The organism is Chitinophaga sp. RAB17 (assembly GCF_052114225.1).
Lineage (GTDB): Bacteria > Bacteroidota > Bacteroidia > Chitinophagales > Chitinophagaceae > Chitinophaga.
On sequence record NZ_JBFREI010000004.1, the window covers coordinates 532,400 to 557,981 of the forward strand.

Annotated in this window: 25 protein-coding genes; 13 read left to right on the top strand and 12 right to left on the bottom strand. The window is 45.8% G+C overall.

The features are described 5' to 3' along the window. Window positions 1-241: 241 nt before the first annotated feature. Both AB4Z08_RS17485 and AB4Z08_RS17490 read left to right on the top strand, forming a co-directional pair. Window positions 242-1,384 (top strand): sensor histidine kinase, encoded by a 1,143-nt coding sequence (locus AB4Z08_RS17485; RefSeq protein WP_441575051.1) that lies wholly within the window; start codon window positions 242-244, stop codon window positions 1,382-1,384. Window positions 1,385-1,390: 6 nt separating this feature from the next. Beyond that, window positions 1,391-2,131 (top strand): LytR/AlgR family response regulator transcription factor, encoded by a 741-nt coding sequence (locus AB4Z08_RS17490; RefSeq protein ID WP_441575052.1) that lies wholly within the window; start codon window positions 1,391-1,393, stop codon window positions 2,129-2,131. 9 nt (window positions 2,132-2,140) lie between these two features. Here the strand turns inward: AB4Z08_RS17490 and AB4Z08_RS17495 are convergent, their stop codons facing one another. Genes AB4Z08_RS17495 through AB4Z08_RS17505 form a run of 3 tightly spaced genes read right to left on the bottom strand, consistent with a single transcriptional unit; the run spans window position 2,141 to window position 6,150 of the window. After that, window positions 2,141-3,739 (bottom strand): MFS transporter, encoded by a 1,599-nt coding sequence (locus AB4Z08_RS17495; RefSeq protein ID WP_441575053.1) that lies wholly within the window; start codon window positions 3,737-3,739, stop codon window positions 2,141-2,143. Window positions 3,740-3,741: 2 nt separating this feature from the next. Next, window positions 3,742-4,812, bottom strand: coding sequence for an HlyD family secretion protein (locus tag AB4Z08_RS17500; protein WP_441575054.1), 1,071 nt, complete (start codon window positions 4,810-4,812; stop codon window positions 3,742-3,744). Window positions 4,813-4,815: 3 nt separating this feature from the next. Continuing rightward, window positions 4,816-6,150 carry a TolC family protein gene (locus AB4Z08_RS17505; protein WP_441575055.1) on the bottom strand — a complete coding sequence of 445 codons (1,335 nt, stop codon included), beginning with the start codon at window positions 6,148-6,150 and terminating at the stop codon, window positions 4,816-4,818. Between the two features lie 86 nt (window positions 6,151-6,236). Between AB4Z08_RS17505 and AB4Z08_RS17510 the strand changes: the two genes are divergently transcribed. Then, on the top strand, window positions 6,237-7,055 hold the full coding sequence (locus AB4Z08_RS17510) for an AraC family transcriptional regulator (RefSeq protein WP_441575056.1): 819 nt from the start codon (window positions 6,237-6,239) through the stop codon (window positions 7,053-7,055). 72 nt (window positions 7,056-7,127) lie between these two features. Continuing rightward, window positions 7,128-8,651, top strand: a complete 1,524-nt coding sequence (locus AB4Z08_RS17515) for a S10 family peptidase (protein WP_441575057.1) — start codon at window positions 7,128-7,130, stop codon at window positions 8,649-8,651. Between the two features lie 98 nt (window positions 8,652-8,749). Here AB4Z08_RS17515 and AB4Z08_RS17520 read toward each other — a convergent pair whose 3' ends face one another. The 3 genes from AB4Z08_RS17520 to AB4Z08_RS17530 form a co-directional block, all read right to left on the bottom strand. Further along, window positions 8,750-9,520, bottom strand: a complete 771-nt coding sequence (locus AB4Z08_RS17520; RefSeq protein WP_441575058.1) for a porin family protein — start codon at window positions 9,518-9,520, stop codon at window positions 8,750-8,752. Window positions 9,521-9,537: 17 nt separating this feature from the next. After that, window positions 9,538-10,617, bottom strand: coding sequence for a PCMD domain-containing protein (locus tag AB4Z08_RS17525; protein ID WP_441575059.1), 1,080 nt, complete (start codon window positions 10,615-10,617; stop codon window positions 9,538-9,540). An 80-nt stretch (window positions 10,618-10,697) separates the two neighbouring features. Next, window positions 10,698-11,774: a PCMD domain-containing protein gene (locus AB4Z08_RS17530; RefSeq protein WP_441575060.1), complete on the bottom strand. Its 1,077-nt coding sequence runs from the start codon at window positions 11,772-11,774 to the stop codon at window positions 10,698-10,700. Window positions 11,775-11,870: 96 nt separating this feature from the next. Here AB4Z08_RS17530 and AB4Z08_RS17535 point away from each other — a divergent pair, with 96 nt between their 5' ends. From AB4Z08_RS17535 to AB4Z08_RS17545, 3 genes are all read left to right on the top strand, one after another. Then, window positions 11,871-12,386, top strand: coding sequence for an FUSC family protein (locus tag AB4Z08_RS17535; protein WP_441575061.1), 516 nt, complete (start codon window positions 11,871-11,873; stop codon window positions 12,384-12,386). 56 nt (window positions 12,387-12,442) lie between these two features. Beyond that, the gene (locus tag AB4Z08_RS17540) at window positions 12,443-13,276 is read left to right on the top strand and encodes a phosphatase PAP2 family protein (RefSeq protein WP_441575062.1); all 834 of its coding nucleotides are present in this window, start codon (window positions 12,443-12,445) and stop codon (window positions 13,274-13,276) included. Between the two features lie 752 nt (window positions 13,277-14,028). Further along, window positions 14,029-14,517, top strand: coding sequence for a hypothetical protein (locus AB4Z08_RS17545; RefSeq protein ID WP_441575063.1), 489 nt, complete (start codon window positions 14,029-14,031; stop codon window positions 14,515-14,517). Here AB4Z08_RS17545 and AB4Z08_RS17550 read toward each other — a convergent pair. The 3 genes from AB4Z08_RS17550 to AB4Z08_RS17560 are packed head-to-tail and all read right to left on the bottom strand — an operon-like array spanning window position 14,506 to window position 16,085. Next, window positions 14,506-15,153 (bottom strand): phosphatase PAP2 family protein, encoded by a 648-nt coding sequence (locus AB4Z08_RS17550; RefSeq protein ID WP_441575064.1) that lies wholly within the window; start codon window positions 15,151-15,153, stop codon window positions 14,506-14,508. The genes AB4Z08_RS17545 and AB4Z08_RS17550 overlap by 12 nt on opposite strands. A gap of 7 nt (window positions 15,154-15,160) precedes the next feature. Next, window positions 15,161-15,604, bottom strand: a complete 444-nt coding sequence (locus AB4Z08_RS17555) for a DinB family protein (RefSeq protein WP_441575065.1) — start codon at window positions 15,602-15,604, stop codon at window positions 15,161-15,163. 28 nt (window positions 15,605-15,632) lie between these two features. Beyond that, entirely contained in the window at window positions 15,633-16,085 is a 453-nt protein-coding gene (locus AB4Z08_RS17560) for a MarR family winged helix-turn-helix transcriptional regulator (protein ID WP_441575066.1), read from the bottom strand. Between the two features lie 136 nt (window positions 16,086-16,221). Here AB4Z08_RS17560 and AB4Z08_RS17565 point away from each other — a divergent pair, with 136 nt between their 5' ends. Then, window positions 16,222-17,052 (top strand): ion transporter, encoded by an 831-nt coding sequence (locus tag AB4Z08_RS17565; protein WP_441575067.1) that lies wholly within the window; start codon window positions 16,222-16,224, stop codon window positions 17,050-17,052. A gap of 4 nt (window positions 17,053-17,056) precedes the next feature. Here the strand turns inward: AB4Z08_RS17565 and AB4Z08_RS17570 are convergent, their stop codons facing one another. Beyond that, window positions 17,057-17,452, bottom strand: a complete 396-nt coding sequence (locus tag AB4Z08_RS17570) for a hypothetical protein (protein WP_441575068.1) — start codon at window positions 17,450-17,452, stop codon at window positions 17,057-17,059. Window positions 17,453-17,515: 63 nt separating this feature from the next. Here AB4Z08_RS17570 and pncB point away from each other — a divergent pair, with 63 nt between their 5' ends. After that, entirely contained in the window at window positions 17,516-18,691 is a 1,176-nt protein-coding gene (gene pncB, locus AB4Z08_RS17575) for a nicotinate phosphoribosyltransferase (RefSeq protein WP_441575069.1), read from the top strand. 102 nt (window positions 18,692-18,793) lie between these two features. On the opposite strand, the gene ypfJ is transcribed toward pncB, so the two are convergent. Continuing rightward, window positions 18,794-19,660, bottom strand: coding sequence for a KPN_02809 family neutral zinc metallopeptidase (gene ypfJ, locus AB4Z08_RS17580; RefSeq protein ID WP_441575070.1), 867 nt, complete (start codon window positions 19,658-19,660; stop codon window positions 18,794-18,796). A gap of 149 nt (window positions 19,661-19,809) precedes the next feature. On the opposite strand from ypfJ, the gene AB4Z08_RS17585 reads away from it, so the two are divergent. Genes AB4Z08_RS17585 through AB4Z08_RS17600 form a run of 4 tightly spaced genes read left to right on the top strand, consistent with a single transcriptional unit; the run spans window position 19,810 to window position 24,519 of the window. Beyond that, entirely contained in the window at window positions 19,810-20,820 is a 1,011-nt protein-coding gene (locus AB4Z08_RS17585) for an NADP-dependent oxidoreductase (RefSeq protein WP_441575071.1), read from the top strand. An 8-nt stretch (window positions 20,821-20,828) separates the two neighbouring features. Then, complete coding sequence (fdhD, locus tag AB4Z08_RS17590) at window positions 20,829-21,677, top strand: formate dehydrogenase accessory sulfurtransferase FdhD (RefSeq protein WP_441575072.1); 849 nt, start codon at window positions 20,829-20,831, stop codon at window positions 21,675-21,677. Continuing rightward, window positions 21,670-23,964, top strand: coding sequence for an FdhF/YdeP family oxidoreductase (locus AB4Z08_RS17595; protein WP_441575073.1), 2,295 nt, complete (start codon window positions 21,670-21,672; stop codon window positions 23,962-23,964). Before fdhD ends, AB4Z08_RS17595 begins: the two co-directional genes overlap by 8 nt. A 3-nt stretch (window positions 23,965-23,967) precedes the next feature. Then, window positions 23,968-24,519 (top strand): putative glycolipid-binding domain-containing protein, encoded by a 552-nt coding sequence (locus tag AB4Z08_RS17600; RefSeq protein ID WP_441575074.1) that lies wholly within the window; start codon window positions 23,968-23,970, stop codon window positions 24,517-24,519. Here the strand turns inward: AB4Z08_RS17600 and AB4Z08_RS17605 are convergent. Beyond that, window positions 24,516-25,580 carry an NAD(P)H-dependent flavin oxidoreductase gene (locus AB4Z08_RS17605; protein WP_441575075.1) on the bottom strand — a complete coding sequence of 355 codons (1,065 nt, stop codon included), beginning with the start codon at window positions 25,578-25,580 and terminating at the stop codon, window positions 24,516-24,518. The two genes, AB4Z08_RS17600 and AB4Z08_RS17605, sit on opposite strands and share 4 nt — an antisense overlap. Between the last annotated feature and the right edge of the window lie 2 nt (window positions 25,581-25,582).

The following is a 25,582-nucleotide window of genomic DNA, read 5'->3' on the forward strand; positions in this document are numbered from 1 at the left end:
TAGCCGGAAGATTTAAAAAAAGGGAATGACCACCCGTTGGATATAATTGACAACCCGCAAAAAAAACGGTCGCAAGATCGGAAACCGCTGTCCGCGGCGATATTTCACCCGTCATATACCCTGAAGGGTATTTTGTCAATTATTTAGGGGAATTCATATAGCAGGGGTTTAAAATTCCTACGGATTGGCGTAACTTCAGAAGGGGCGTTCTCATCCCCTGCCGTATAAATCAGTACATGAAATGAGTACTCCATCATATAGCAAATCAACGCGTTATTGGCTATTCAGATATAAGCTACACCATATTCCATTTTGGGTGGCATATAACTATCTGTGGTGGACAGTAGCCATCGGCAATCCTGTAAAGGCGGCCAGCGCCATGTTCTTTTCTCCGTTTACTATAAAGTTTCTTTTCTATCTTATTTTCCAGGCAGCAGCTGTCTATTTTAATTTGTACGTCCTCATTCCAAAATACCTGGAAAAAGGCAGGTTCACTGTGTATATCATCTCCCTGATCATTACTATTTTATGTGCTACCTGTTTAATTATTCCCGGCTACTATTTTAGTGCGATGGCTGCCGGCCAAACAATGACAGAGCTTTACGGTAAAGAGACCGCAGGCTGTATATATCAATTTTTTGGTACCGCCCTTCCCTCTACCTTAGCGGTGATGACGCTGGCGATGAGCATTACGCTGACCAGGAACTGGCTGCAAACACAAAGGCGCCAACAACTGCTTGAAAAAGAAAAACTGGAGACAGAACTGAATTTTCTGAAGTACCAGTTTAACCCCCATTTTCTTTTCAACTCCATCAACTCCATATTCTTTCTCATCCATAAAAACCCGGACATGGCCTCTGCTTCCCTGGCCAAGTTTTCTGATCTGCTCCGATATCAGTTATATGATTGCAATGACAAACAAATCCCGCTAAGCAATGAGATCTCCTACCTGGAAAATTTCATTGAGCTGGAAAAACTACGGCAGAATAATAACATGGAAGTTACGGTTCAGATGAATCAGCAACACACCGGACACTTGCTGATAGCCCCTTTTATACTCATGACCTTTGTGGAAAATGCATTTAAACATGTTTCTAAACATACTGACGCTCCCAACTGGATACACATCAACATGCAGCTGGATCAGCAGCAACTGGATATGACCATTTCCAACAGCACCGCTCCTGATATGGGAGATGAAGTAGTGCACTATGGAGGCATCGGATTAAAGAATGTGCAGCGCCGACTGGACTTAATTTATTCCGGACAATATGAGTTGGACATAGATCGCGATGAGAATATGTTTACCGTACGATTCAAATTAAATCTTACTCCACTCAAGCAAGCGCCTGCGAATCAGCAGCTGGCTTTAACCTATAAATAGTTGACCATGATAAACTGTGTAATTATTGATGATGAGCCACTGGCAAGGGAGGGAATAGCGAGTTATGTAAGAGAGATCGATTTTTTACATCTTACGGCCACCTGTAAAAATCCGATAGAATTGATGAAGTTACTGGACGAACATCCAATAGACCTTATCTTCCTGGATATCCAGATGCCCAAAATGAATGGTATTGACTTCCTGAAAATAGTGCAAAAGCCCCCCATGGTAATTATCACTACTGCCTTTCCAACCTATGCCCTGGAAGGGTTCCAGCTGAATGTACTCGACTATTTGTTAAAGCCTATTACTTTTGATCGCTTTTTTAAATCTGTCAATAAAGCAAAAGATTATCACCAGCTCATCACAAAGCCCGCTACACCTGATACATCGCAAATGGAAAAACATGCCGACTACTTCTTTATAAAATCCGGTAGTAAATATGAGAAAATCTGTTTCGATGATATACTCTATGTAGAAGCTATGCAGAATTACATTAACATTTACACCAGGAAAGGGAAGTATGTAACCCTGTTATACTTAAAAAGCCTGGAACAGAACCTGGACCCGAAAGCCTTTATACGTGTGCATAAATCATTCATTGTTTCCATCAGCAAAATAGAAGGAATCGAAGGCAATGAAATTTTCATACAGTCCCACCGCATCCCTATCAGCAGGAATTATCATGAACAGGTGATTGAGCAGGTAGTAAAGAATAAGCTCTGGGATAAAATAAAATTCTCCTGAGCCCCTTCCTTAAACTGTAGCTGCTGCCGGCTGTTTGGCTTTCACGTTAATGACTGTACGATTTATAATATACGGCGTCATCACAATCAGTAACATCAGTACCAATATAAGGATGGCCACCAACTCGTAGTAGTCCATTGCATATTTTAAAAATGCCTGTTTCTGGATAGCTTTGTCCAATAGTCCCGGCGCCAGTTTCGCCGCCTGATCTGCCATCAGGCCCCGCGCCTGTAAGGCTGACTGGTAAGTATGCAACCGCTCCGCCAACCCGTTATCCACTCCTGATATACCATCACTCAACCGCATCGCATGTGTTTTGGTGAAGTACAGAGAGAAATAATTAATCAACGCAGTGCTCATGGCGAAAAAAGTAAACCGTATAAATACCCCGGCAGTGGAAGCTGATACACTGATACTCTCCGGTACGGAAGAGATGATAAACAGCACGATGGGCGTTAGTAACATGCCTGCCCCCCAACCCTGGATGATCAGTGGTAATATAAAAGTAGACTGGTCGGCCTCAGCAGCAAACAGAAAGTACATAGAACAATGAAAGACCAGCAACCCGAAAAAACCCACCAGCCAGATGAATTGTAGCGGTCTTTTCCTGATCACCAACCGCGCCGAGATCACGGCGCCAATCACAATCCCCACCAGGTTGTACGATAATAACTCATAGGTGTGCAGCGGATCCATTCCCAAAACGGTCGAGAAAAAGCTGGTCGTTACATTAAACGATCCCCGGATCAGGTAGAGCGCGCCCAATAAGAGAATACCAAATAGGAATGCTCTCGACTTAAATACATCCATATTAATGAAAGGCCGCTTACGATGCAACTGCCTTACCACAAAAGTGGCGGCCAGGAATACTACACCGATCATACATCCAACTATCCTGGCATCCTGCAACCAGTAATATTGCTGCCCATATATCAGGATATATCCCAGCATCATCAACATAGGCGCATATAGAAAGAAACTGGTCCAATCCAGCTGGTATAGCGGCATGCGGCGTACCAGGTGCACTTTGTTCATCAACAGGAGTAATAATACCGCCCCCGGAACAAAGGCATAAATGATCATTTTATACAACACGTTATATTCATAATCATCTACCAGCGGTGCGGTCACCAATGAGGTCAATGAGCCTGAACAGAGGATCATTCCATAAAAGATGGCGTATCCTACTTCCCTTGCGTGTTCAGACTGCAGCCTGCTGAACAGCAGGGTTAAGCAAATGCTGGTTACACCACAGTTCAGTATTCCCTGCAGAAAACGGCAGATGAAAAGAACAGGAATCTCCCGGGTGTGATAGCACCAGTAAGTCACCATTACCTGTAGTACCAGGCAGATCAGAAAATATTCTTTGGTGGCGATGCGGCTGAAAAAACGTTTCTCCAATGGCGTGAAAGCCACTAAAGATGCGTAATACACCAGCATCGAAAATTGTATATCCTGCGGCTCTGCCCCATAAAATCCCGTAGCTGCGTTCACGTTAGCTGTAGACAATGCGAACAACATCACCGTGGGAAACAATACCAGGAAGATAGTCAGTCTGATCAGCCATTCGGGCACCCATGAGCGGAATATCTGTTTACTTTGCCCCATGATTATTTACGTTCTTTTGCAATAGATACATTCACATTCATACCGGCAGATAATAATTTCAATTCCTCAGGTGTACCATCCAGCCGGATACGCACCGGAATACGCTGGGCAATTTTTACGAAGTTACCAGTAGCATTATCTGGCGGCAACAATGAAAAACGGCTGCCAGTGGCGCCTGACAGCGATTCGATTTTCCCGGTCAGTTTCTTTCCTGGAAAGGCATCCACGGCTATTTGCGCAGTTTCGCCCACCGCCATATGACGGATCTGCGTTTCTTTAAAGTTGGCTACCACCCATTTACCGGCTTCCCAGTCTACAATATATGCCAGTACTTGTCCTGCCTGCACGAGTTGCTTTGGTTGAATCGTGCGGCGGCCCATTTTACCATTGTAAGGGGCGGTAATAATAGTATAAGAAACGTTGAGGTCATTCTTTGTCACTACCGCCATTCTCCGCTTGATTTCCGCTTCCAGGGCGCTCTGCTGCACTTTGGCATCGTTGATTTTTGCCAGGGAAGCCTGATAGGCATCTATGGCAGTGTTGTAATCTGAACGTGCTACCGCCAGTGCTGCCTCTACCCTTTCCAGTTGTTGTTTGGTGGCAGATTCTACATCAAATAATTTTTTATACCGATCATATTCCTGTTCCTGGTGAGTCAATTTTGCTTTGGCGGCGGCAATCTGTGATTGATATACTTTCGATGACTGAGCGGTAGTGCTGACATTACTTTCCAGTATACCCACCTGTGCTTTTGCATTTAACAGGGAGGCTTCTGCTTCCTGTTGTTGTGCGGCATACTCACTGTTATCAATGATAATCAGGGTGTCACCTTTTTTTACTTCCTGATTTTCTTCATACCGGATCTCTTCTATATAACCCGTCACCTTTGCCACTACCGGGTTAATGTATTCATCCACCTGGGCGTCATTGGTTTCTTCAAATTTCATTTGATGGAGTAACGTTCTTATTCCCCAGATAGCCAGGCATACCACTACAATAGATGCGATGATCGTGGTGATACGTGAAATGAGTCTGTCAGTTCTATTGGTTTTCGTGTTGGTGTTCGTCTTCATATATTAAAGGTTGCCTGTTGCTTTCAGTAATTGATAGTATTGCAATTGTGCGGTGACTTGCGCCGTGGTAAGATCAAAGCGGGATTGCAGCAATTGCGTTTCTGCGTCCAGCAGGTCGGTTAATAAGGACAGCTGATTGAAATAGGTATTATTGACAATCCGGAAATTCTCCTTTGCCTGTGTGATATTATCATTAGCAACGCCTATGCGGGTAATCGCTTCGGTATAACGCAGGTAGGCCGCTTTCACTTCCTGCCTTACCTGGTCCTTCGTATCCGCATGTTCAATTTCCTGTCGCTCCAGGTTTATCTTTGCTTCCTGCTTCCTGTGTTTGTTCTGATAAAATGCGGAGATAGGTACTCCCGCTTTAACGCCTACCTGTCCCAGTCCGTATAAGGCGATGGAATAAGGGTAAAAGAGGATCTGCGGATATGTATAGGCGTACTCGGCATACAGTCCTATTTTAGGCAGGATGTTACTTTTCACATCCTTCAGTTTCAATTCACTCAGCGCCGTTTCCTTTTCTGAAATCTTAAATGCAAAGGAATGTTCGTAGGCATCTGCCACATAATCTTCGTAGGTACGTGCAGGTGTTTGGGAGGCTATCAGGGTATCTATCGACAGCTGATTCTCTATGCTGTCGGCCTGGCCAATCATAATGTTCAGCCGCTGGTTGGCGATAGCGATGCCATTCCTTATTTCCAGCAGTGTCATCTTTTGTTTAGACAACTTCAGTTCTGCACGGAGCAGGTCACTTTTAAGGACTACACCATTCTTATGCAGCTGCCGGATCTCTTCCAGTTCTTTCTCTCTTTCATTGATATCCTGTAACATTACTTTTTCGTACATCCGTCCCCGGTAGATGTCGAGGTAAAGAGCGGCTGCTTTATAGCGGATTTCGGTAGTAGAAAGGTTTTGCTGCTCTTTCGCCAGCTCGGCTTCTGTTTGTCTGACTTTGATTTCCCGGGTGGTTTTACCACCGTTGTATACATTGAGATAAGCATCTGCGCCAAACTGGTAATAGCCGTGCACAACAGGATATTGTGTCGGCGTGTTAAGCAGGCCGTCTTCGTAGATGGCCAGATTGGAAACACGGGCATACACGCCATTGGCTTTTACTTCCGGTAAGCGCTCATCTTTGGCTGCTTTGGTGCGTTCGTCCATGCTTTGTACACGGAGGTATTGAATTTGCAACTGGCGGTTGTAAACATCTGCTTTTTTCCATACATCCGTTAACGTTAGGGTATTCTTCTCAGGGTCCTGACTAAAGGCTGTTTGGGTGCTGAATATTGTGATAAACACCGCTCCCACCAGCCACTTATTAGTAATTGTAGACATATCTATTGTGATGAAGATGCAAAGTTCCAACCCTATTAGTTAATTTATTTTCTATAAATTGCCATAAAATTGTTAGATCCGGCCAAATGAAAGATATTAATCCACAACTGGTACTGGAAGATGTTGATGCCATCCCGGAATCCGCATATGTATGGCACTGGAAAACGGAGCATCATTTTTCCTACCATAAGCATAACAAAGGACAGCTGACGTATGTTGAGGGTGGTGTGGCTTTTTTATACACAAAAGATAAAACCTACTTTCTTCCTGCCCGCCATTATATGTGGGTACCAGCAGGTGTGGAACATTACTTCCAGCATCGGTATCCGGCCAATTATGTGCGCACGGTTTACTTTTTCAGTGAACCCGGAGACCAGGACGATCCTTTCTATACGAAAACAGGCATTTATCCGGTCAGCAATCTGTTGCTGGAAATGATTCTTCATACTGCCTCCTGGGATGGTGATGTGCTGCCCGATGACAAGCGCTTTATATTCATTAAAGCCATGAAGAACATGCTGCCTGAAATCAGCTCCGTGCCCTTGCCCATTACGTTGCCCACCACGGACAATCCACGGCTTAAGCCTGTTTTAAAATACATACAGGAAAACCTAGGGGAACCCTTATCGCTGGAAAGCGTAGGACACGAATTCAGCTACAGTGAACGTACGCTGACACGGTTATTCCGCTCCACCATGGATATTTCCTTCTTTCAATACCTGAAACTGGCCAGGATGATTAAAGCCATGGGCTACCTCCTGGAAACGGAGAAAACCATCAACGAAATCGCCTGGGATACCGGGTATAACAGCGTTTCTGCCTTCAGCAATACCTTCTATAAACTGGTGGGAAAAAGACCCAGTGACTTTCAACCAAAGGGAAACCGTCCATCCCAAAGTGTTTGAATTTATCGGGCTTTTACACAATCTTTAAAGTCAATCAAGATCTGCTTCATGAATTTAATGAGAAAGCCAATCATGCTACCCTTGCTAATGGCGGGCATGGTGAGCCTGACAACTGTACAGGCCCAACAAAAGAAGAGTCTGCCGGCTCCTTCCTTAAAAGAAGATCTGCCCTCACATTGGTCGGTGACGCTTAATCCGGATACCACGGTTACTACTTATCACGATGTAACGGTGAAAGGCAGAAAGATTCCTTACAAAGCAATTGCCGGTACTCAACCCGTTTGGGACCAGGACGGCAAAGTATTGGCAGGGCTATTTTACACCTATTACGAAAGAACCGATGTGAAAGACCGCAATACAAGGCCGTTGGTCATCTCTTTCAATGGCGGACCAGGTACGCCTTCTGTATGGATGCAAATCGCCTACACCGGTCCCCGGTTGCTGAACATCGATGAGGAAGGATATCCTGTACAACCTTATGGCATACACGAAAATCCCGAGTCCATTCTTGATATTGCAGATATCATTTACATAGATCCTGCCAACACGGGTTTCTCCAGGCTACTTGGGAAAGATGTGCCCAGGGAAAAGTTCTTTGGTGTTAATGCAGACATCCGGTATCTCGCTGAATGGATCAATACTTTCGTGTCCCGTCAGAACAGATGGGCATCTCCCAAATACCTGATAGGCGAAAGCTATGGTACCACCCGTGTATCCGGACTGGCACTGGAATTACAGAATGCACAATGGATGTACCTGAACGGCGTTATCCTGGTCTCCCCCACTGAACTTGGAATTCAGCGCAACGGGCCTGTGGATGCTGCTTTGCGGCTCCCCTATTTTGCCGCTACTGCCTGGTATCATAAAGCCTTACCAGCCGATCTGCAACAGAAAGACCTCACTGCTGTTTTACCGGAGGTAGAAGCATTTACCATTCATGAACTGATCCCAGCTATCAGTCAGGGTGGATTTCTGGAAGAGCAGCAGCGTAAAAATATAGCCGCTAAAATGGCCCGCTACTCCGGCTTATCGGAGAAAGTAATTTTGCAGCATAACCTGAATGTACCTCCCAGTTTCTTCTGGAAAGAATTACTGAGAGATAAAGGATATACGGTAGGTAGATTGGATTCCCGCTACAGGGGTATCGATCGGGAAGATGCGGGGAACGGTCCGGACTATAATGCAGAGCTGACCTCCTGGTTACATGCGTTTACACCTGCTATTAATATTTACCTCAGAGAAGAATTGAAATTCCATACTGATTTGAAGTACATGATGTTTGGCCCGGTACATCCATGGGATAACAATGGCGACAATACCGGTGAAAACCTGCGCGATGCAATGGCGGCTAATCCTTACCTGCATGTAATGATCCAATCCGGCTATTATGATGGCGCCTGTGATTACTTCAATGCTAAATACAGTATGTGGCAAATGGATCCGGGTGGGCGTTTGAAAGACCGTCTATCCTGGCGTGGCTACCGCAGTGGTCATATGATGTACCTGCGCAAAGATGATCTGACAACAGGTAATGATGATATCCGGGCATTTATAAATGCCTCTCTGCCTAAAACAGGACAGGCAGCGAAATACTGAACCGGCTTTTAGCTTTTAGCGTTTAGGCTTTAGCGTTAATCAAACGCTAAAGCCTAAACGCTAAATGGGGTCAGTCGCAATACTTTAACAGTAAGCCCTTATATTTTATACGCCACTCCCAGTGTGAGGTAGATATTATATAATGGGAAAGACATACCCTTGAAATCACCTGGGAAGATAGGACGCAGGCCCCAATCCAGGTTACCATTGATACTGAGTTTTTTACCTACCCGATAGGACGCACCACCCTGTAAACCAGCATCGAAAGAGCGCACTTCTGTACCGAAATCAAAGGTTGCTTCTGAGATGATCACCTTTTCCCCTGTAGGTCCCCCATTGCGGATATAGCCATCAGAAACGGTTCCGTGGAAATTAGAACTGAATAACCAGGCAACATAACCTCCCAGGTTAAAGCGCCATTTGTCGTTTGGTGTAAAGACAGCACTTATTGGAAAAGATACATACGCATTACGTACAATGGTTTTATTTTTACCACTGAAATCGCCTTCGAAACGACCTCCATCACTGGTGGTGATGATAGTAGGAAAATACTGTACTTCATCTTTCGTACCCATTCCTTTGTAATCGAGTTTAACGGCTACTGCAGCTCCCCATTTAGCCGTAGCGCGGAAAGACAATTCATAACCCAATGACGGGCTGAATTCCGGCCAGAAGCCTTCTATTTTGCGGATGGTATTGGGAAAGCCCACCGGCGCAGTTCCTCCGAAATTAAATCCCGCCAGGATACGATGTTCCAGCCCGCGCTTAAATCCGCTATTCTTCGTTTGTTCGTTTCCGTTATCCTGTGCAAATAAGGTAGTAGCTGCCATCAGCATACCCAGCATCAGTCCTGATATTTTTATATTCATATGCTCAGATATAATCTTTACTCGTGTACAATTTCCAAATTATCCAATACCAGTTTGCTGCCCACAGCACCTCTGTAATGGTCTCCTTCCGCACTGGAAGAGGCGATGATCGCCAACATTAAGGGCTCGCCCGGAATGACCGATTTACCGGCAACAGGTGTGAACGGAATATCGAAATGTGTCCAGCTACTCTTTGCGGTTCCATCTCCCAATATAGCCGTAGCGATTACCCTGTCGGAAGTAAGAATATTGGTTGCATCCAGCCTGGTAGTACCACTGTATAATACTGCATAGATGGAGCATTTATCGATTTGTCCAGGCACAGGATTCGCCTCTTTGTCTATGAACTGCGCACCTGGCTGGTACTTATAATTCCCGGTAAAACTTTTAGGCATGATGCCCCTGTAAGGTTGTCCGAACTGGGTACACTTCAGCGGATTTTCCATCAGGTAGTCGGTTACGAAATTGCCGAGGAACATAGATCCGGCAAACAGGTGAATACCCATCCATCCGGACAGGGCATTACCTGGCATGGTTTCCATTTCAGCAGCATACTTACCTTCAAAAGCATTGGTGCTGACATGCAAAGGGAAATCATTGATTGCTGTTACGCCTGTGATGGCGATGCCAATATTGCCCGAAGCCCAGATATTACGGCCGTCTTCTGCCAATGGGTTTACATATTTCCAGGAGCCGCCGGATGGAGCCACCAACGTATCCCATCTTTCAAAACCAAATTTCCAGACACCGGTCTGCACTACCTCTACTGTATATGCTCTTTCTGTTCCCGTTGCAGAAGTAACTACATACTTTTTAATCCCGGTATTGTCAAACCGCAGTGTATCGCCGGATGCAGGTGACACATGGCCACCGGCACTTACCTTGATAACAGGTGCAATTCCTTTTTCAAAAGCTTCCTCTGTCAGATACAAGCGGATTTGAGATTTTGTCTGATCAATAAAAACATCTCCTGTCAATTGATTCTGTGCTACCGTGAAAGTTTCGATGTCTGCTTCGGGATTGAGAGGCGCATCCTTAATACACGACTGTAGCAGGCCCACCGAGGCCGCTATACAACATAGTTTCCGTACATTCATTTTCCGTTCGATTTGTTAAAACTTCGCAAAGGTACGAAAGATGAATGGAGGCACCACATCTATAGCTGCACATGAATGATTTATTGCGGAACAATCTGCACGCTATCCAGCACCAAACGACTGCCTATAGCGCCTTTATAAGTATCCCCATCTTTACTCGAAGAAGCTACAATCGCCATCATCATTTTATCATTGCCTGTATATGATTGTAATTCTACAAACGGTACATCAAATTTTGTCCAGGCGCTCCTGGGCCCACCATCAGGGATAGTGGCACGGGCAAGTATCCTGTCTGATGTGTTAATGTTAGTTGCATCAAGACGAACCGTTCCTCTGTACAATACCGCGTAAATCGAACAACTGTCTTTCATGCCTGCAATAATATTTCCGGCCTTATCCTGGTATTTCTCTCCCGGCTGATATTTATAATAACCTGTAAAACGGGAAGGCTTACCCAGGTAGGGCTGTCCGAATTGCGTAGCTTTCAACGGCGCCACAAACGCATTTGTGGGATCAAATACACCGAGAAAAAGAGAACCAGCAAATAATTTAATACCCACCAGGTTTGATAATGCCGTACCTCCACGTGTCAGTAACTCCGCAGCATATTTTCCGTGATAAGCATCTGTGGTAGCCCGCAACGGATATTCCAGCGGATCTTTCTTTACACCGGATAACGCCACCCCGGGATTACCGGATGACCATGACTCACTGGTGTCTGCTATAGTACTATCTATTTCTACCACATACTGATATTTATCTTTATCATTCACCAGCCAGTGCTCAAAATCCCATGCAAATACACCTAAGTTGGCAACCACGATTGTATATGTTTTCTTATTGGCACCATTAGCAGAAGTAACTACATACTGCTTCGTACCTGTGCCATTAAATTTCAGTGAGTCGCCTGATGCAGGCACTACAGATGCTCCCGAAGAAACAGTAATCGTTGGCCTTACACCGCTATCAAAAGCTTCCGGTGTGAGTGACAAAACAATTCTGGCATTTGCCTGGTCTATGAAAACGTCTCCGGTTAAATATTGGCGGTCTATCCTAAAGGTTTCAATATCAGCTTCCGGGTTAATGGGTGCATCTTTTATACAGGCGTGAAACGATAACATCAGTGTGGCCAGGTAGCATAGTTTTCTTATATTCATGCGCTTATTGGTTGAGTAATTACAACAACCCCTAACGGTCAAAAGTTCAATTTATTTCCTGCGCTGGATATTTCCATAAATTATTATCATTGCAACATGGTTGATCAACAGCGAATAAAGCGGCTATTAATTTATGCGGCGAAATGCGTCACAGGCGTGCTGGTAGTACTTGGCCTGTCATGGGCATTTGATTATAAAGACATCATATGGGTATTAATTTCTGTGATGCTGGTGTTGTCTCCCGATGGATCTGATGCAGTAACGTTAGCGGTTACACGCATTAAAGCCAATGTAGTAGGTGGCATTTCCGGGTTCCTTTTAATCCTGTTGCATCCCAATATGATCCTGATGATGTGTACAGCTGTTTTCATTACAGTGATCATCTGTAACCTGCTCAACCTTGAAGCCGCGACCCGCACTGCCCTGGCAGCTACCATTATTGTGATGACACATGAAGCCGGTGCGCATGTATGGGATACCGCAGTAGAAAGAGTGTTGTCTGTACTGGCCGGCTGCCTCCTGGGATTACTCATTACCTTTATCTTCCATAATAAGTATACGAAGCAAACAGCAGAAATGATCCTGCCTAAATTGGACCGGGGTGGTGAATAGGGATTCAGAATTCCTCCAGAATTAGCCTATACATTTGGCTGACTAAGGAGTGATGCATGAAGAAAATGATATTCTCAGCAGGATTGGCATTGGGCGCCTTTACCTGCTCCAGCAGCGTAGCAGTAGCCCAGGATACCGATTCCCTGCCTTCCGGAAAAGATTCCGTTCGCATGGTAACAGCCGTCCCTAAATACCCGCTTACCCAAACCCGGACATCCGGATTTCACGTAACGGTAGCTGAAATTGCTGTTCCCGCAGCGATGATAGGCTATGGCTTAATTGCCCTGAACAATCCAACTCTCCGGGATCTCAACACCACCACTAAAGCAGAACTGAAAGAGGACCATCCCACCTTTCGGACACATATCGACAACTACCTGCAATATGCGCCCGTAGCCGCAGTATATATACTGAATGCTGCCGGTGTACACGGTAAACACAATTTGCGCGACCGGACCATTATCCTGGGTATTTCAGCTATCCTGACCGCTGGAACCGTAGAAGGTGTGAAACACTGGTCGCATGAGGAACGTCCCGATGGATCCGATTTCCTTTCTTTCCCTTCCGGCCATACCGCCACCGCCTTTGCCGCGGCAGAATTCCTCCGGCAGGAATATAAAGACGTGTCGCCCTGGTATGGCGTAGCCGGCTATCTGGCTGCTACTGCCACAGGGGCTCTGAGAATGTACAATAATAAACACTGGCTGAGCGATGTAGTGGCTGGCGCCGGTGTGGGCATGTTAAGCACCAAAGCCGCCTACTGGATGTATCCCTGGATACAGCGAACCTTATTTAAAGACGGCTCCCGGAAGGCCGACAAGGTGATCATGCCATTCTATAACCCCCAGTTTCACAGCGCCGGACTTAGTTTTATCTTCTTCCCACGGTAATCCCGGATCAGGTTGAAAACCTGGGAATAGTTCATTAGAACCCCATCATTATAGTCAGCATTACCTTTTCCTTATATAGGCCCCGTCGAGCCTATGCCTGGCACCCGCTATGTACCTATAGAAGTACAGCAGCTGAGGTGGACTTGATACGGGGATGAGGTGGACTTGATACGGGGATGAGGTGGACTTGATGCGGGGATGACTTCCGGATGCACTACCGAATAAGAAGGTAAATGGAGGTGAGAAACGGCCATAGTAGGACTGCTCCAGCTACCAGACTGTAGCTTTATCCCAACCTGGTCCGCCATCTCCCGATCATGATAAAAATATCTCATACCGACAACCGGATGAGTTTATTGACATGCAAATGCCCAACTAATATATATTAAAAAAATTTGGGGAATATTAAGCGAAGAATAGATGGGGGTTAACCCCTAAAGCTGACCTGGTTACAAACACCTGTTTTTGGCAATGGGGCAAAGTTGCAGGATTCTATCGAGAAATTTTGTGATTTAATTGTTAACGTCAGAAAAAAATACTCATTTTTACGAAAAGCTACCGTGAAGAGGTAATATAATCTTACTTTCTTTAACATCGGATTTACAATTCCATGAATGATTCCCGTTATTTTAGCACTATCAAAATGATAATTAAAATCCTGTTGACCTGCTGTAGCCTAGTTATGATTTAACAAACCCCGTCCTCAAAAGCTATTAACTATGTATGTTCCGGTAATTATTTTCTTTTTTTTCATGATGTGGTATATCCATTTCAGAACCCAAAGCTTCCGCAGCGCTAATTTTAAGGAAAAGAAATTAAAGCCTGTTGCAGGAGAAGATGCCATGCAGGCCGCCAGGATAGTGGGTGTTTCCAACAGCGTTTTCAGTGTCTCCAAATATTTGCGGAGTGTTAAAAACCTGTCAGACAAAAGATTTATGACAGTAGCTATTGACCAGGTCATCACTACCACGATGGGCACCACCCATCAGGCTCGCCTGATTGAAAACCTGGCTCCCGGGGAGGAAAGACGCCTGGGCCACACGGATAATGTAAGAGAAGGCAAATACCAGATCTATATTGGCTATGAAATATTATGGGCAAGATATACACCTACACCTGTATGGTATAAGGAAAGAGTACCCGAGCCCACAAATCCGGCCAGGCTATACAATGATATGCTGAAACAACACCAGGATTCCCTTATACAGGAAATTGAACAGAAGAGAGATTTATTGTCCTGATAGTTGCGCTTCTTTACGACCGAAGAAACTAAGCCATACCATCGTGAAAAATACGCCCACCAAAGATCCGGCTGTTACGTCTTCCAGGAAATGCTGACTCATATACATACGGGAATAAGCCACCAGCATCGCCAACACGAGATAAAGCAGCCCCAGGTATCTATTTTTGGCATAGTAGGCCAGCACCGTTGCTGCGGTGAATGCACATACACTGTGTCCGGAAGGGAAACTTCTGAAATTATCAAGTACAACAACGCCGGGTACAAAATAGATGTCATGTAAACGGCCGGTAAAATAGCGGTGCGGGCGGGGAAAACCTACCAGCGCTTTGATCGTGAAACTAATGGTAGCGGTAAACAGGTAGGCCGTAGCCATAACAGCGCCCATACGTTTCCGGATCAGTAACAATAGCAGGGAAATCAATACGGCGGCGGATGTACTTCCAAGTTCTGTAATATAGGGAAACAGGAAATCTCCTGCCGGCGTATGCAACCCGTTAATAAAAAAATAGGCGTCTACCCGGTTAGTGAACAGCAGGCGGATAAAGAGCACAACAAATACAACGGCGGCATATGGCCATATAAAGTATTTCAGCTGCTGATATACTTTAATAAATTTCTGCAGAAAAGCATTCATGCAATAACTACTGGGTTAAACGGCGATGATAATTAATCTGCCCGAGATGATAACTAAGATGTGTACTCAGATGCACCAGGAAATGCCCGGTAGTCATGGAATCAAAAAACACCTTTTCAGGGTAAATTTTTTCCAGGTCTTCCTCTGTTAAGCCGGCAATAACGGTAAGGATTATACGCCGTGTGCTGCTGATCAATACCAGCAAGTCTTCTGTTGGCACATTCCTGTCGCTGAATTCCAGCTCCCTGTTACGTACATACCCCGTTTTTCCCAGTACAGCACCCACAAAATGTTGCAGATTACCACACAGGTGTAAACACAGATTGCCTGCAGCATTGGTGATGCCGGGAGGAACCCGCCATACAGCTGCTGAGGTGTCATACGCGGCGATCTCCTGTTCCAGTTTACTGAGATCCCGCTCAAATAAATTAATCAATATACCGGTAAGCATAATCTAAAGATAGGAAAAGCTTCGATGATCATCTTTTAATATTATTATAAATACATTCCAATACTCCCTGCGCCTGCTGCAGTTCATTCCTGGAAATCCCTCTCTCTGCCATCTCCACTACAGATAACGCCAACGGGTATACTTTTTCCTTTAATTTCTTACCTGCTGCAGTCAACCAAATCCGTTTACTCCGCCGGTCAGTTTCGTCAGCGGTACGTTTCACCAGGTTCCGCTTTTCAAGGTTGTCCAATAACTTGGTAAGACTGGCTTTATCTTTGCCTGTTTTATCAGCCAGTTCCTGTTGACGGCTGCCATCCTGCTCGCCCCACAGGTAACGCAAAATAAAGTACATGTCGGGCGTAAGATCCAGTCCGGCCTGCATAAAAACATTCAGTAATCTCAGCCGGTAGGCAGTATGTGTTCTAATAACCGCGCTCGCAATGTTCATGCGCAGTTTCGCACTGATATCAGATTTCGCCATAATATGGTTAAAGGATTAAACAATTCATCACGCATGGAGTATACAAAGTTAAAAAACGGTTGCATCTCAACTAATTAATAATTTTTCACTAAACATAAATAAACAAGTTTTTGTTTAAACATCATAACTCAGCAGGATGACTAACGATTCGAAACGGCAACTAAGTCCCTTTCAGGAGAAGTGGCACAGCATCATCTTTGAGGCTGACACTACTGCCGGAAGAATATTTGACATCATACTGCTCATCGCCATACTTATCAGCGTAGCAGTAGTAATGATGGAAAGTGTAGTGCCGCTGCAGACACGATACGGCGATCTTTTTCATTTACTGGAATGGGTATTTACCATCATCTTCACTATTGAATATCTGTTCAGGGTATGGTGTAGTTACAGGCCCAGCGCCTATATGCGCAGTTTTTATGGCATAGTGGATTTACTGTGTATCCTGCCAACTTATGTGGAAGCTTTTTATGGTGGTGCCCATTTTCTGCTCACCATCCGTATCCTGCGCCTGATGCGTATTTTCAGGATCTTTAAACTGGTGCCTTTTCTCAATGAAAGCAAACAATTATCACTGGCACTGGAAAAAAGTAAAAGAAAAATATTCGTATTCCTGTTCTTTATTGGATTGCTAACCGTTGTGCTGGGTGCTATCATGTATGTGATAGAATCTGAACATAATTCCGGCTTCACCAGCATCCCTGTAAGTGTATACTGGGCAGTAGTGACCCTCACCACCGTTGGTTATGGAGATATAGCCCCCATCACCCCGCTGGGACAAACATTTTCAGCTATTATTATGATTATGGGATATGCTATTATTGCAGTACCTACCGGCATAGTCACGGTAGAAATGAGCAGAATACGTAACAAAGAAGAAGTAGATCACAGAATTTGTCCGCATTGTATGCGTGAAGGACACGACACCAATGCGGACTATTGCAAATATTGCGGTACTAAACTCTAAGCGTTTATTTCACACTGAAAAGCGGTTGTACATCCAATATGGCTTTCTGGTAAGCGAGATCAAAATCTTCCCATTTACCGGTAAGTCCAAAACGATACTTCTTACCATCAATCAGATCAAACTCGGCTACCTTCTTGTTGAATCCTTGTTTACCTCTTTGGAAATTGGTAATATCAGACAACTGGAATTCATCGGTTTTTTTGTTTTTGGTAAGCAGCCAGCCAATGATGCCGAATAACATAAACATCATCATTGGTTTTGTTTCAAACACAATCCTTTCGTTGGTCAGGCATATGGCGCCTTGTTTGGCCTGCCAGGTACTTTTGAGATAAACGGCGTTTACTTTGTACAGTACGGTTTCCTGTGGGTTAAGGGGCCACTTTACTTTAATGTTCTGCATGGTAACTAACAATATGATTTAATGACAAAAATATAATTTTATTGTGAATCTAAACAGCAAATAATGATCCTCACATCTATCCTCGATAATGATTTCTACAAGTTCACCATGCAACATGGTGTTATAAAATTATTCCCGAAGGCTCGTGCCCGTTATACTTTTATTAACCGTGGCAAGCATGCCTTTCCTCCCGGTTTTGCGGAAGCATTAAGAGAAGCCGTGAATAATATGCAACACCTGCAACTTACTGCCGAAGAAAAACAATACCTCGCAGTTACCTGCCCTTACCTGGATCCTACCTACCTGGACTTCCTGCAGGGCTATCGCTATAATCCCGCAGAAGTGCATATTGCACAACATGGAGAAGAACTGGAAGTACATGCCGATGGCTATTGGTATAGAACCATTTTATGGGAAGTGCCGTTGATGTCTCTTATCTGCGAACTCTATTACCAGTTAACCGGACAACAACGGGTAGCAGATGAAGAAGTGATCCGGATTACCCGTGAAAAAATTGAGAAATACAAACAAATGGGTATTACTATTGCCGATTTCGGCACACGACGCAGACATTCGCTGGCCGTGCACAAACTGGTGGTAAAAACGCTCCGGGACTATGGTCACGGTTGTTTTATCGGCAGCAGTAATATTCACCTGTCTATGAGCAATGGTGTAAAGCCAGTGGGTACACATGCGCACGAATGGTTTATGTTCCATGCCGCCAAATACGGCTTTAAGATGGCCAATATGCTTGGACTGGAAAATTGGGTACAGGTATACCGGGGCGACCTGGGCATCGCCTTGTCTGACACGTATACCACACCGGTCTTCTTCGAGCAGTTCGACAAAAAATTCGCCAAACTGTTTGATGGCGTGCGTCACGACAGTGGAGACCCGATCCTGTTTGCAGACCGCACCATCACCCATTATAAAGGGAAGGGAGTAGATCCGCTCACCAAAACTATTATTTTCTCAGATGGCCTGGACTATGAAAAAGTGGCTACCATCGCCAACTATTGCCGGGGGAAAATAGGAATGTCATTCGGTATTGGCACCAATTTCACCAATGATGTGGGATTACCGGCCCTGAATATCGTGATTAAAATGTATGAAGCCCTTCCTGAAGATGCGCCCAGATGGACGCCAGTAGTGAAGTTGTCAGATGTGAGCGGGAAATATACCGGGGACGAAAAAATGATTGAACAGGCGATTGAGACGCTACAAGGAATTACGAATTAGGAATTACGAATTACGGATTTGTGGGTAGATAGCAAATGTTGATCATCTGCTGTTGTCTACCCACAAATCCGTAATTCGTAATTCCTAATTCGTAATTTTCTCTCACCAGCTCCCCAGCCCAATACCGGTATCCCCCTGGGAAACATCCCCGGATTCAAAACCTTTTTTAAACCAGAACATCCGTTGTGCGGAAGTGCCGTGTGTAAAGGCATCTGGTACCACCTGCCCGGTGCTCGCCTGTTGCAGACGGTCATCCCCTACGGCGCTGGCAGCATTCAAACCGGATTCAATATCACCCGGATCCAGGAATGGTTTGATCTGGTTGGCACGATAAGCCCATACCCCGGCGAGGAAATCGGCTTGTAGCTCCAGCATGACGGACAGCTTATTATATTCCTTCTCACTCAACCGGGAGCGCATCGCCTGCATTCTTCCGCTGATTCCCAGCAGATTCTGTACGTGATGGCCCACCTCGTGTGCGATAACATATGCTTTGGCAAAGTCGCCTTTTACACCGAATTGCTGTTCCAGTTCGTTAAAGAACGAAACATCGAGGTATACCCGATGATCCGCAGGACAGTAAAACGGTCCCATGGCTGATTCCGCGAAACCACAACCGGATTCAGTACCTTTTTCAAAAGACACCATGCGGGGTACTTCATAAGTCTTGTTCTTTTGCTGGAATTCCAGTTTCCAGACCCTTTCCGTACTGCGCAACACCTTGGAAGACATCACCTCAAACGGCGAGGCATTTTCTTTAGTGAGCTTTTCAGCAGTACCTCCCTGCCCCTCTCCGGAGCCCTGCACCTGTTGTACCGCCTGCATTACCTGTTGCGGGTCCTGTTTAAAGAGCATCGCCAGCACTATAATGATAATGCCGCCAATACCGCCGCCGATACCAATGTTGCGCATGCCGCCACCGGAACGTTTCTCGACGTTGTCGCTCATTTCTTCATCATCAAGACGCATAAATAGATTTTAAAATTAAGTGGTGAAGTTTCTCAACCCGAATGTACATTTTTCATATGTATTCACCCACTTTTCCCTTGTCCTAAACAAAAGCATTTTTTGCCTGTTAATTATTCATTGCTTTTATTTACGTCTAAATACCTCCGTGTATGAAAATAAAACAGATTCTGCTCGCCGCCCGTCCCAAAGGATTACCCCAGGCTGCTGATTTCAAAACGGTGGAAACGACCCTCCCTGAACTTATGCCTGGTGAGGTATTGGTAAAACCGCTCTATTTTTCTGTAGATCCGTATATGCGTGGCCGTATGAACGATGCCAAATCATATATTCCTCCGTTCCAGGTGGGCGAACCCATTGAAAGCGGTGGCGTAGCGGAAGTAATCGAAAGCAAAGACGACCACTTCAAAGCTGGCGAAACAGTGATGAGCAGCGGTCCTCGTCCTTTTCTACCCTGGGCAACCGCCACTATTTTCCCGGCCAATCATCTCCGGAAAATAGATAACAGCATTCCCCTCACCTACTACCTTGGACTATTGGGTGTTCCCGGTTTAACTGCTTACTTTGGGATGGTGGATATCGGTAAGCCCAAAGCGGGAGAAACAGTGGTGGTTTCCGGCGCTGCCGGCGCTGTGGGCATTGTAGTAGGACAAATAGCCAAAATAATGGGATGCCGCGCAGTAGGCATTGCCGGCGGAGCCGAGAAAATCAAACTGCTGACTGATACCTTTGGCTTTGATGCGGCCATTGACTATAAAGGCAATACAGATATGGACGCCGCCGTGGCTGCGGCTTGTCCCAATGGCGTAGATATTTACTTTGATAACGTAGGCGGAGATATTTCAGATGCTGTTATCAGGCACCTCAACTTCTTTGCCAGGGTACCCTTATGCGGTCAGATTGCATTGTATAATGAAACAGAAGTACCGGTAGGTCCTCGTATCCAGCCTGTTATGGTTACCCGTAGCATATTGATGCAAGGCTTCATTATTGGTAACTATGCCACCCGTTTTGGGGAAGGAGTAAAACAACTATCTGAGTGGGTGAAGACGGGCAAAATAAAATACACGGAAACAGTAGAAGAAGGATTTGATCGGCTACCCGATGCACTATTGGGATTATTTTCAGGCAAGAACAGTGGTAAGATGGTAGTGAAAGTGTAATTTTGAGTATGACAAATGCAATTGTTCATACCCGCGTTACAAAAGTAGCCGTAGAAAGTATCACCGACACGAGTGATATACTGGCGGCAGAAGAACCACTCGAAATAAGACTGGTGCATGGGCCTTCTCATAACCGTCGGCAGCAAAACATATCCGTCACCATGCGTACGCCGGGGGAAGATATGGAACTGGCTGCCGGCTTTCTCTTTACAGAAGGTATTATTTCCGGTCAGGATGATATCCAGGAAATAATTTTGTCGGAAGATAAGGATGACCATATTGCTACCGTACACCTGAAACCCGGCGTAACTGCACAATTAGGCAATACTGCCCGCAACTTTACCGCTACCGCCGCCTGCGGTGTTTGCGGTAAAACGGCCATCTCCGATATTCATACAGCCGTTTCCGTTAATGACAACGATATCCGTTTTTCTGCAGACAGCTTATTCGGTCTCCCTGCCCTGTTAAGAAATGAACAGGCGCTATTTGATACCACCGGCGGATTGCATGCTGCCGCGCTCTTCGATAACAGTGGTCACCTGCTGATATTGCGGGAAGATATAGGTCGCCATAATGCAGTAGATAAAATTATAGGTGCTGCCATGGCACAGCATTTAATGCCTTTAAAAAATCATTTACTATTATTAAGTGGCCGCGCCGGATTTGAGCTGATTCAAAAAGCAGCGATGGCGAAAATACCTGTAATAGCCGCCATAGGCGCTCCTTCCAGCATGGCCGTAAAAATGGCGGCGCAGTGGAACATCACCCTGTTGGGCTTCTTAAAAGAACAACGGTTCAATATTTACAGCGGCCCGGAAAGAATTGATTTCAAATTAAATATCACCACTCATGGATAGTGCAGAAAATCCAGTCCGGTTTACCGGTATTAAACTGGGGCCTCCGAAAACAGTAGCGGCGGGCATTCCTGCCGTTGTATCCAGCATGCGGCATATCCTGGAAGAAATGAATGCCTTCCGTGGCATGAAAGCCTTGCTGGAACTGAATCAGAAAGATGGATTTGACTGCCCGGGTTGTGCCTGGCCTGATCCGGATGATGAAAGATCCGGCATCGCAGAATACTGCGAAAATGGCGCTAAAGCCGTAGCTGAAGAAGCTACTACCAAAAAACTAACACCCGACTTCTTCGCGCAATACAGTATCGATGAACTGGGATTATTAACGGATTATGAGATAGGCAAAAAAGGCAGGATTGCTCAGCCCATGTACCTGGCACCGGATGCTACTCATTATGCGCCCATCTCCTGGGAAGATGCCTATCAATTAATTGCCCGGCATCTTCATCAGCTGGCTTCGCCGGATGAAGCCATTTTTTATACTTCCGGCAGAACCAGTAATGAAGCGGCTTTCCTGTACCAGCTCATGGTCAGGGAATACGGTACCAACAACCTCCCCGACTGTTCCAACATGTGCCATGAGTCCAGTGGTGTAGCCCTGGGTGAATCCCTCGGAATAGGCAAGGGATCTGTGACACTGGAAGATATTTATGAGGCAGAGGTGATTATTATCCTCGGACAAAATCCTGGTACCAATCATCCGCGCATGCTTACCGCGTTACAGAAAGCAAAGGCAAACGGCGCTACCATCATTTCCGTTAATCCGTTACGGGAAACCGGCTTGCTGAATTTCTTAAATCCACAAACCGTAAAAGGGGTACTCAATATAAAGGCGCACCTGACGGATATTTTCCTTCAGGTAAAAATCAACGGTGACATGGCCCTGCTGAAAGCCCTGGCGCTGCTGCTGTTACAGCAGGAAGAACGTGCACCGGGCACCGTATTTGACCAGCCATTTATTGATGCCAATACAAAGGGATTTGAAGCTTATATTGCGCACCTGAAAACACAAACGCTATCGCAACTGATGGCAGATAGTGGTGTGGCCCCTGAACTGATACAACAGGCGGCAGAGGCACTTTTCCATAAAAAGAAGATCATTGCCTGCTGGGCCATGGGACTCACTCAACACAAAAATGCAGTGGACACCATCCGGGAAGTAGTAAACCTATTACTGCTGAAAGGCAGTATAGGCAAGCCTGGCGCCGGCACCTGCCCGGTACGTGGTCATAGCAATGTACAGGGCGACAGGACTATGGGTATTTATGAGCAGCCTTCTGCCGCTTTCCTGGAAAAGATTCAGTCTGTATACGGTTTTCAGCCCCCGCAGGAACATGGCTATGATGTGGTGCATGCCATTAATGCCATGCATCGTGGCGATGCCAAGGTGTTTATGGCCATGGGTGGCAACTTCCTCTCTGCCACACCGGATACCCTGTACACAGCCCAGGCACTGCGCAATTGCGAGCTTACCGTACACGTATCTACGAAATTAAACCGCAGTCATGTAGTGCATGGTAAAGAAGCACTTATACTGCCCTGCCTTGGACGCAGCGATAAAGATATGCAGCAAAATGAGCAACAGTTTGTTACCTGCGAAAACTCTATGGGCGTGATACAGATGTCCAAAGGCAATCTGCAGCCGGTATCCTCCGCCTTAAAAAGTGAACCGGCGATTGTCTGTGAACTGGCAACAGCCTTGCTTGGCGAAGCATCACATGTTCCCTGGGCCACGTATGCCCTTCACTACGATGCCATACGTGATGCTATCGAAAAAGTAATTCCCGGCTTCGATGATTACAATAAAAGAGTAAGACATCCCGGCGGTTTCTATCTTCCAAATGGTGCACGCAAAGGACAGTTCAATACCTCTACCGGAAAAGCTAATTTCAACGTAGCGGCGGTACTGACAACGCCGTTGGCCATCGATGAATACATGATGATGACCATCCGTAGCCACGACCAGTTCAATACAACGATCTACGGTTTAGATGACCGCTATCGGGGCGTATACCACGAAAGACGGGTAATATTTATGAATCCTGCGGATATCGCTGCGGCGGGCTTTCACCCGGGAGACATCGTGGATTTATATAACTATCACGGCCAGACGGAACGTGTAGCTTATGGCTTCATTATTGTATCATTCGACATACCGGAAAAGTGCACAGCTACTTACTTTCCGGAAACGAATGTGTTGGTGCCGGTAGACAGTGTGGCTGCAAAAAGCAATACACCGACGTCCAAACTCGTGATTATAAAAATAAAATCTTCGAATATAAAAAATTAGCGCATGCAACCCATCATATGGCAGGCGGTACAATGGCCGGCTACGGAATATTTCACCCTGCAGGACAACGCACAAGGCAAGCTGGCTTCCGGCTGCATCAACGGAGTCAGAGAGGAACAACCATTCTGTATTCATTATGAAATAGCGATTACCCCAACCTGGCAGGTCTCCTCTTTTTATATCCGGCAAAACGGCTTATCGCCAACAGAACTGCGGCTTACCTCTGATCTCCATGGTCATTGGTTTGATAAAGACAATAACCATATTGATGCTTTTGATAACTGCATCGACATTGATATTTCACTTACACCATTTACCAATACCTTACCGGTAAAGCGACTGCAGCTGGAGGCCAACGAAAGCATCATGCTGGACATTCTCTATATCAATTTACCTGAGTTTGAATTACAGAAAGTACAACAGCGCTACACAAAACTTGGCCAGCAGGAATACCAATATGATAATGTAACGACTGACTTCAAGGCAGACCTGCCTTTTGATGAAAACAGTATTGTGAAAGATTATCCGGGGATCTTTAAACGTATCTATTACTAAGGCAGCAACAACTCTGTTTCCCGCACCAGTTCTGCAAAAATATCTGCCGTGCTCCAGGCCCTGGCTTTGCCGGCAGCCTGTCCTGCCCACATATTTATAAACGCCGTATTATCCAGCTCCCTGGCCACTTTGCGAATGGGCTGGGTGAGTACGTCCTGGTAAGGATACCCACTGACAGGCAGGCCCGAGGCCTCTACTTCTGTAATGAAGGTGTTGCGGACTCCCCTGGCCCAGCGGCCGGAGAATGCGCGTGTAAGTAGTGTATCCGTATCCGTTATACCTGCCAGGGCAGCTTTATGCGCAGGTGTAGCGGCACTTTCGTGGGCACGCAGATAAATACTGCCGGTTTGTACGGCCGCAGCGCCCAACATTTTTGCGGCAGCTACTCCCCTGCCATCCATAATACCTCCGGCAGCAATAACGGGCATGCGTACACGATCAATTACCTGCGGCACCAGCGCCATGGTACCCGTCTTTGGCAACTCCCCGGGCAGAAAAGAACCGCGGTGTCCACCTGCTTCTATTCCCTGGGCAATAATAGCATCTGCTCCGGCGGTTTTCAACGCAACCGCTTCTTCCACACTGGTGGCCGTTCCCATGAGCCAGATTTTATGCTCCTTCAGCAACGCAAATCCTTCAGCATCCGGCATTCCAAAAGTAAAGCTCACGTATTTAACACCCGCAGCTATCAGCACAGGCAACTGCACTTTCCAGGAATAATAGGGTACGCTGTCAAAATTCACTGGTGGTGCTGCCAAACCATTGGCCCCACAAAGGAATTGGAGGAAATCCTGCATGTCATCGAAAACTTTGCGGTCATGCCAGGAAGCGGGTTCGTAGGTAAACAGGTTGACAGCAAACGGTTGCTGCGTGAGTGCTTTTACCTCGCGGATTAACGCTGTTACTTTTTCCGGAGGCAAACCTCCCACCGGCAAAGACCCCAGGCCGCCGCTATTGCTCACAGCTGCTACCATTGCGGGAGTCGTAATACCTAACATCGGTGCCTGTATCAACGGATAAGTAATGCCTAACAGGCGGGTTAATTCATTCTTCCATTCCATGA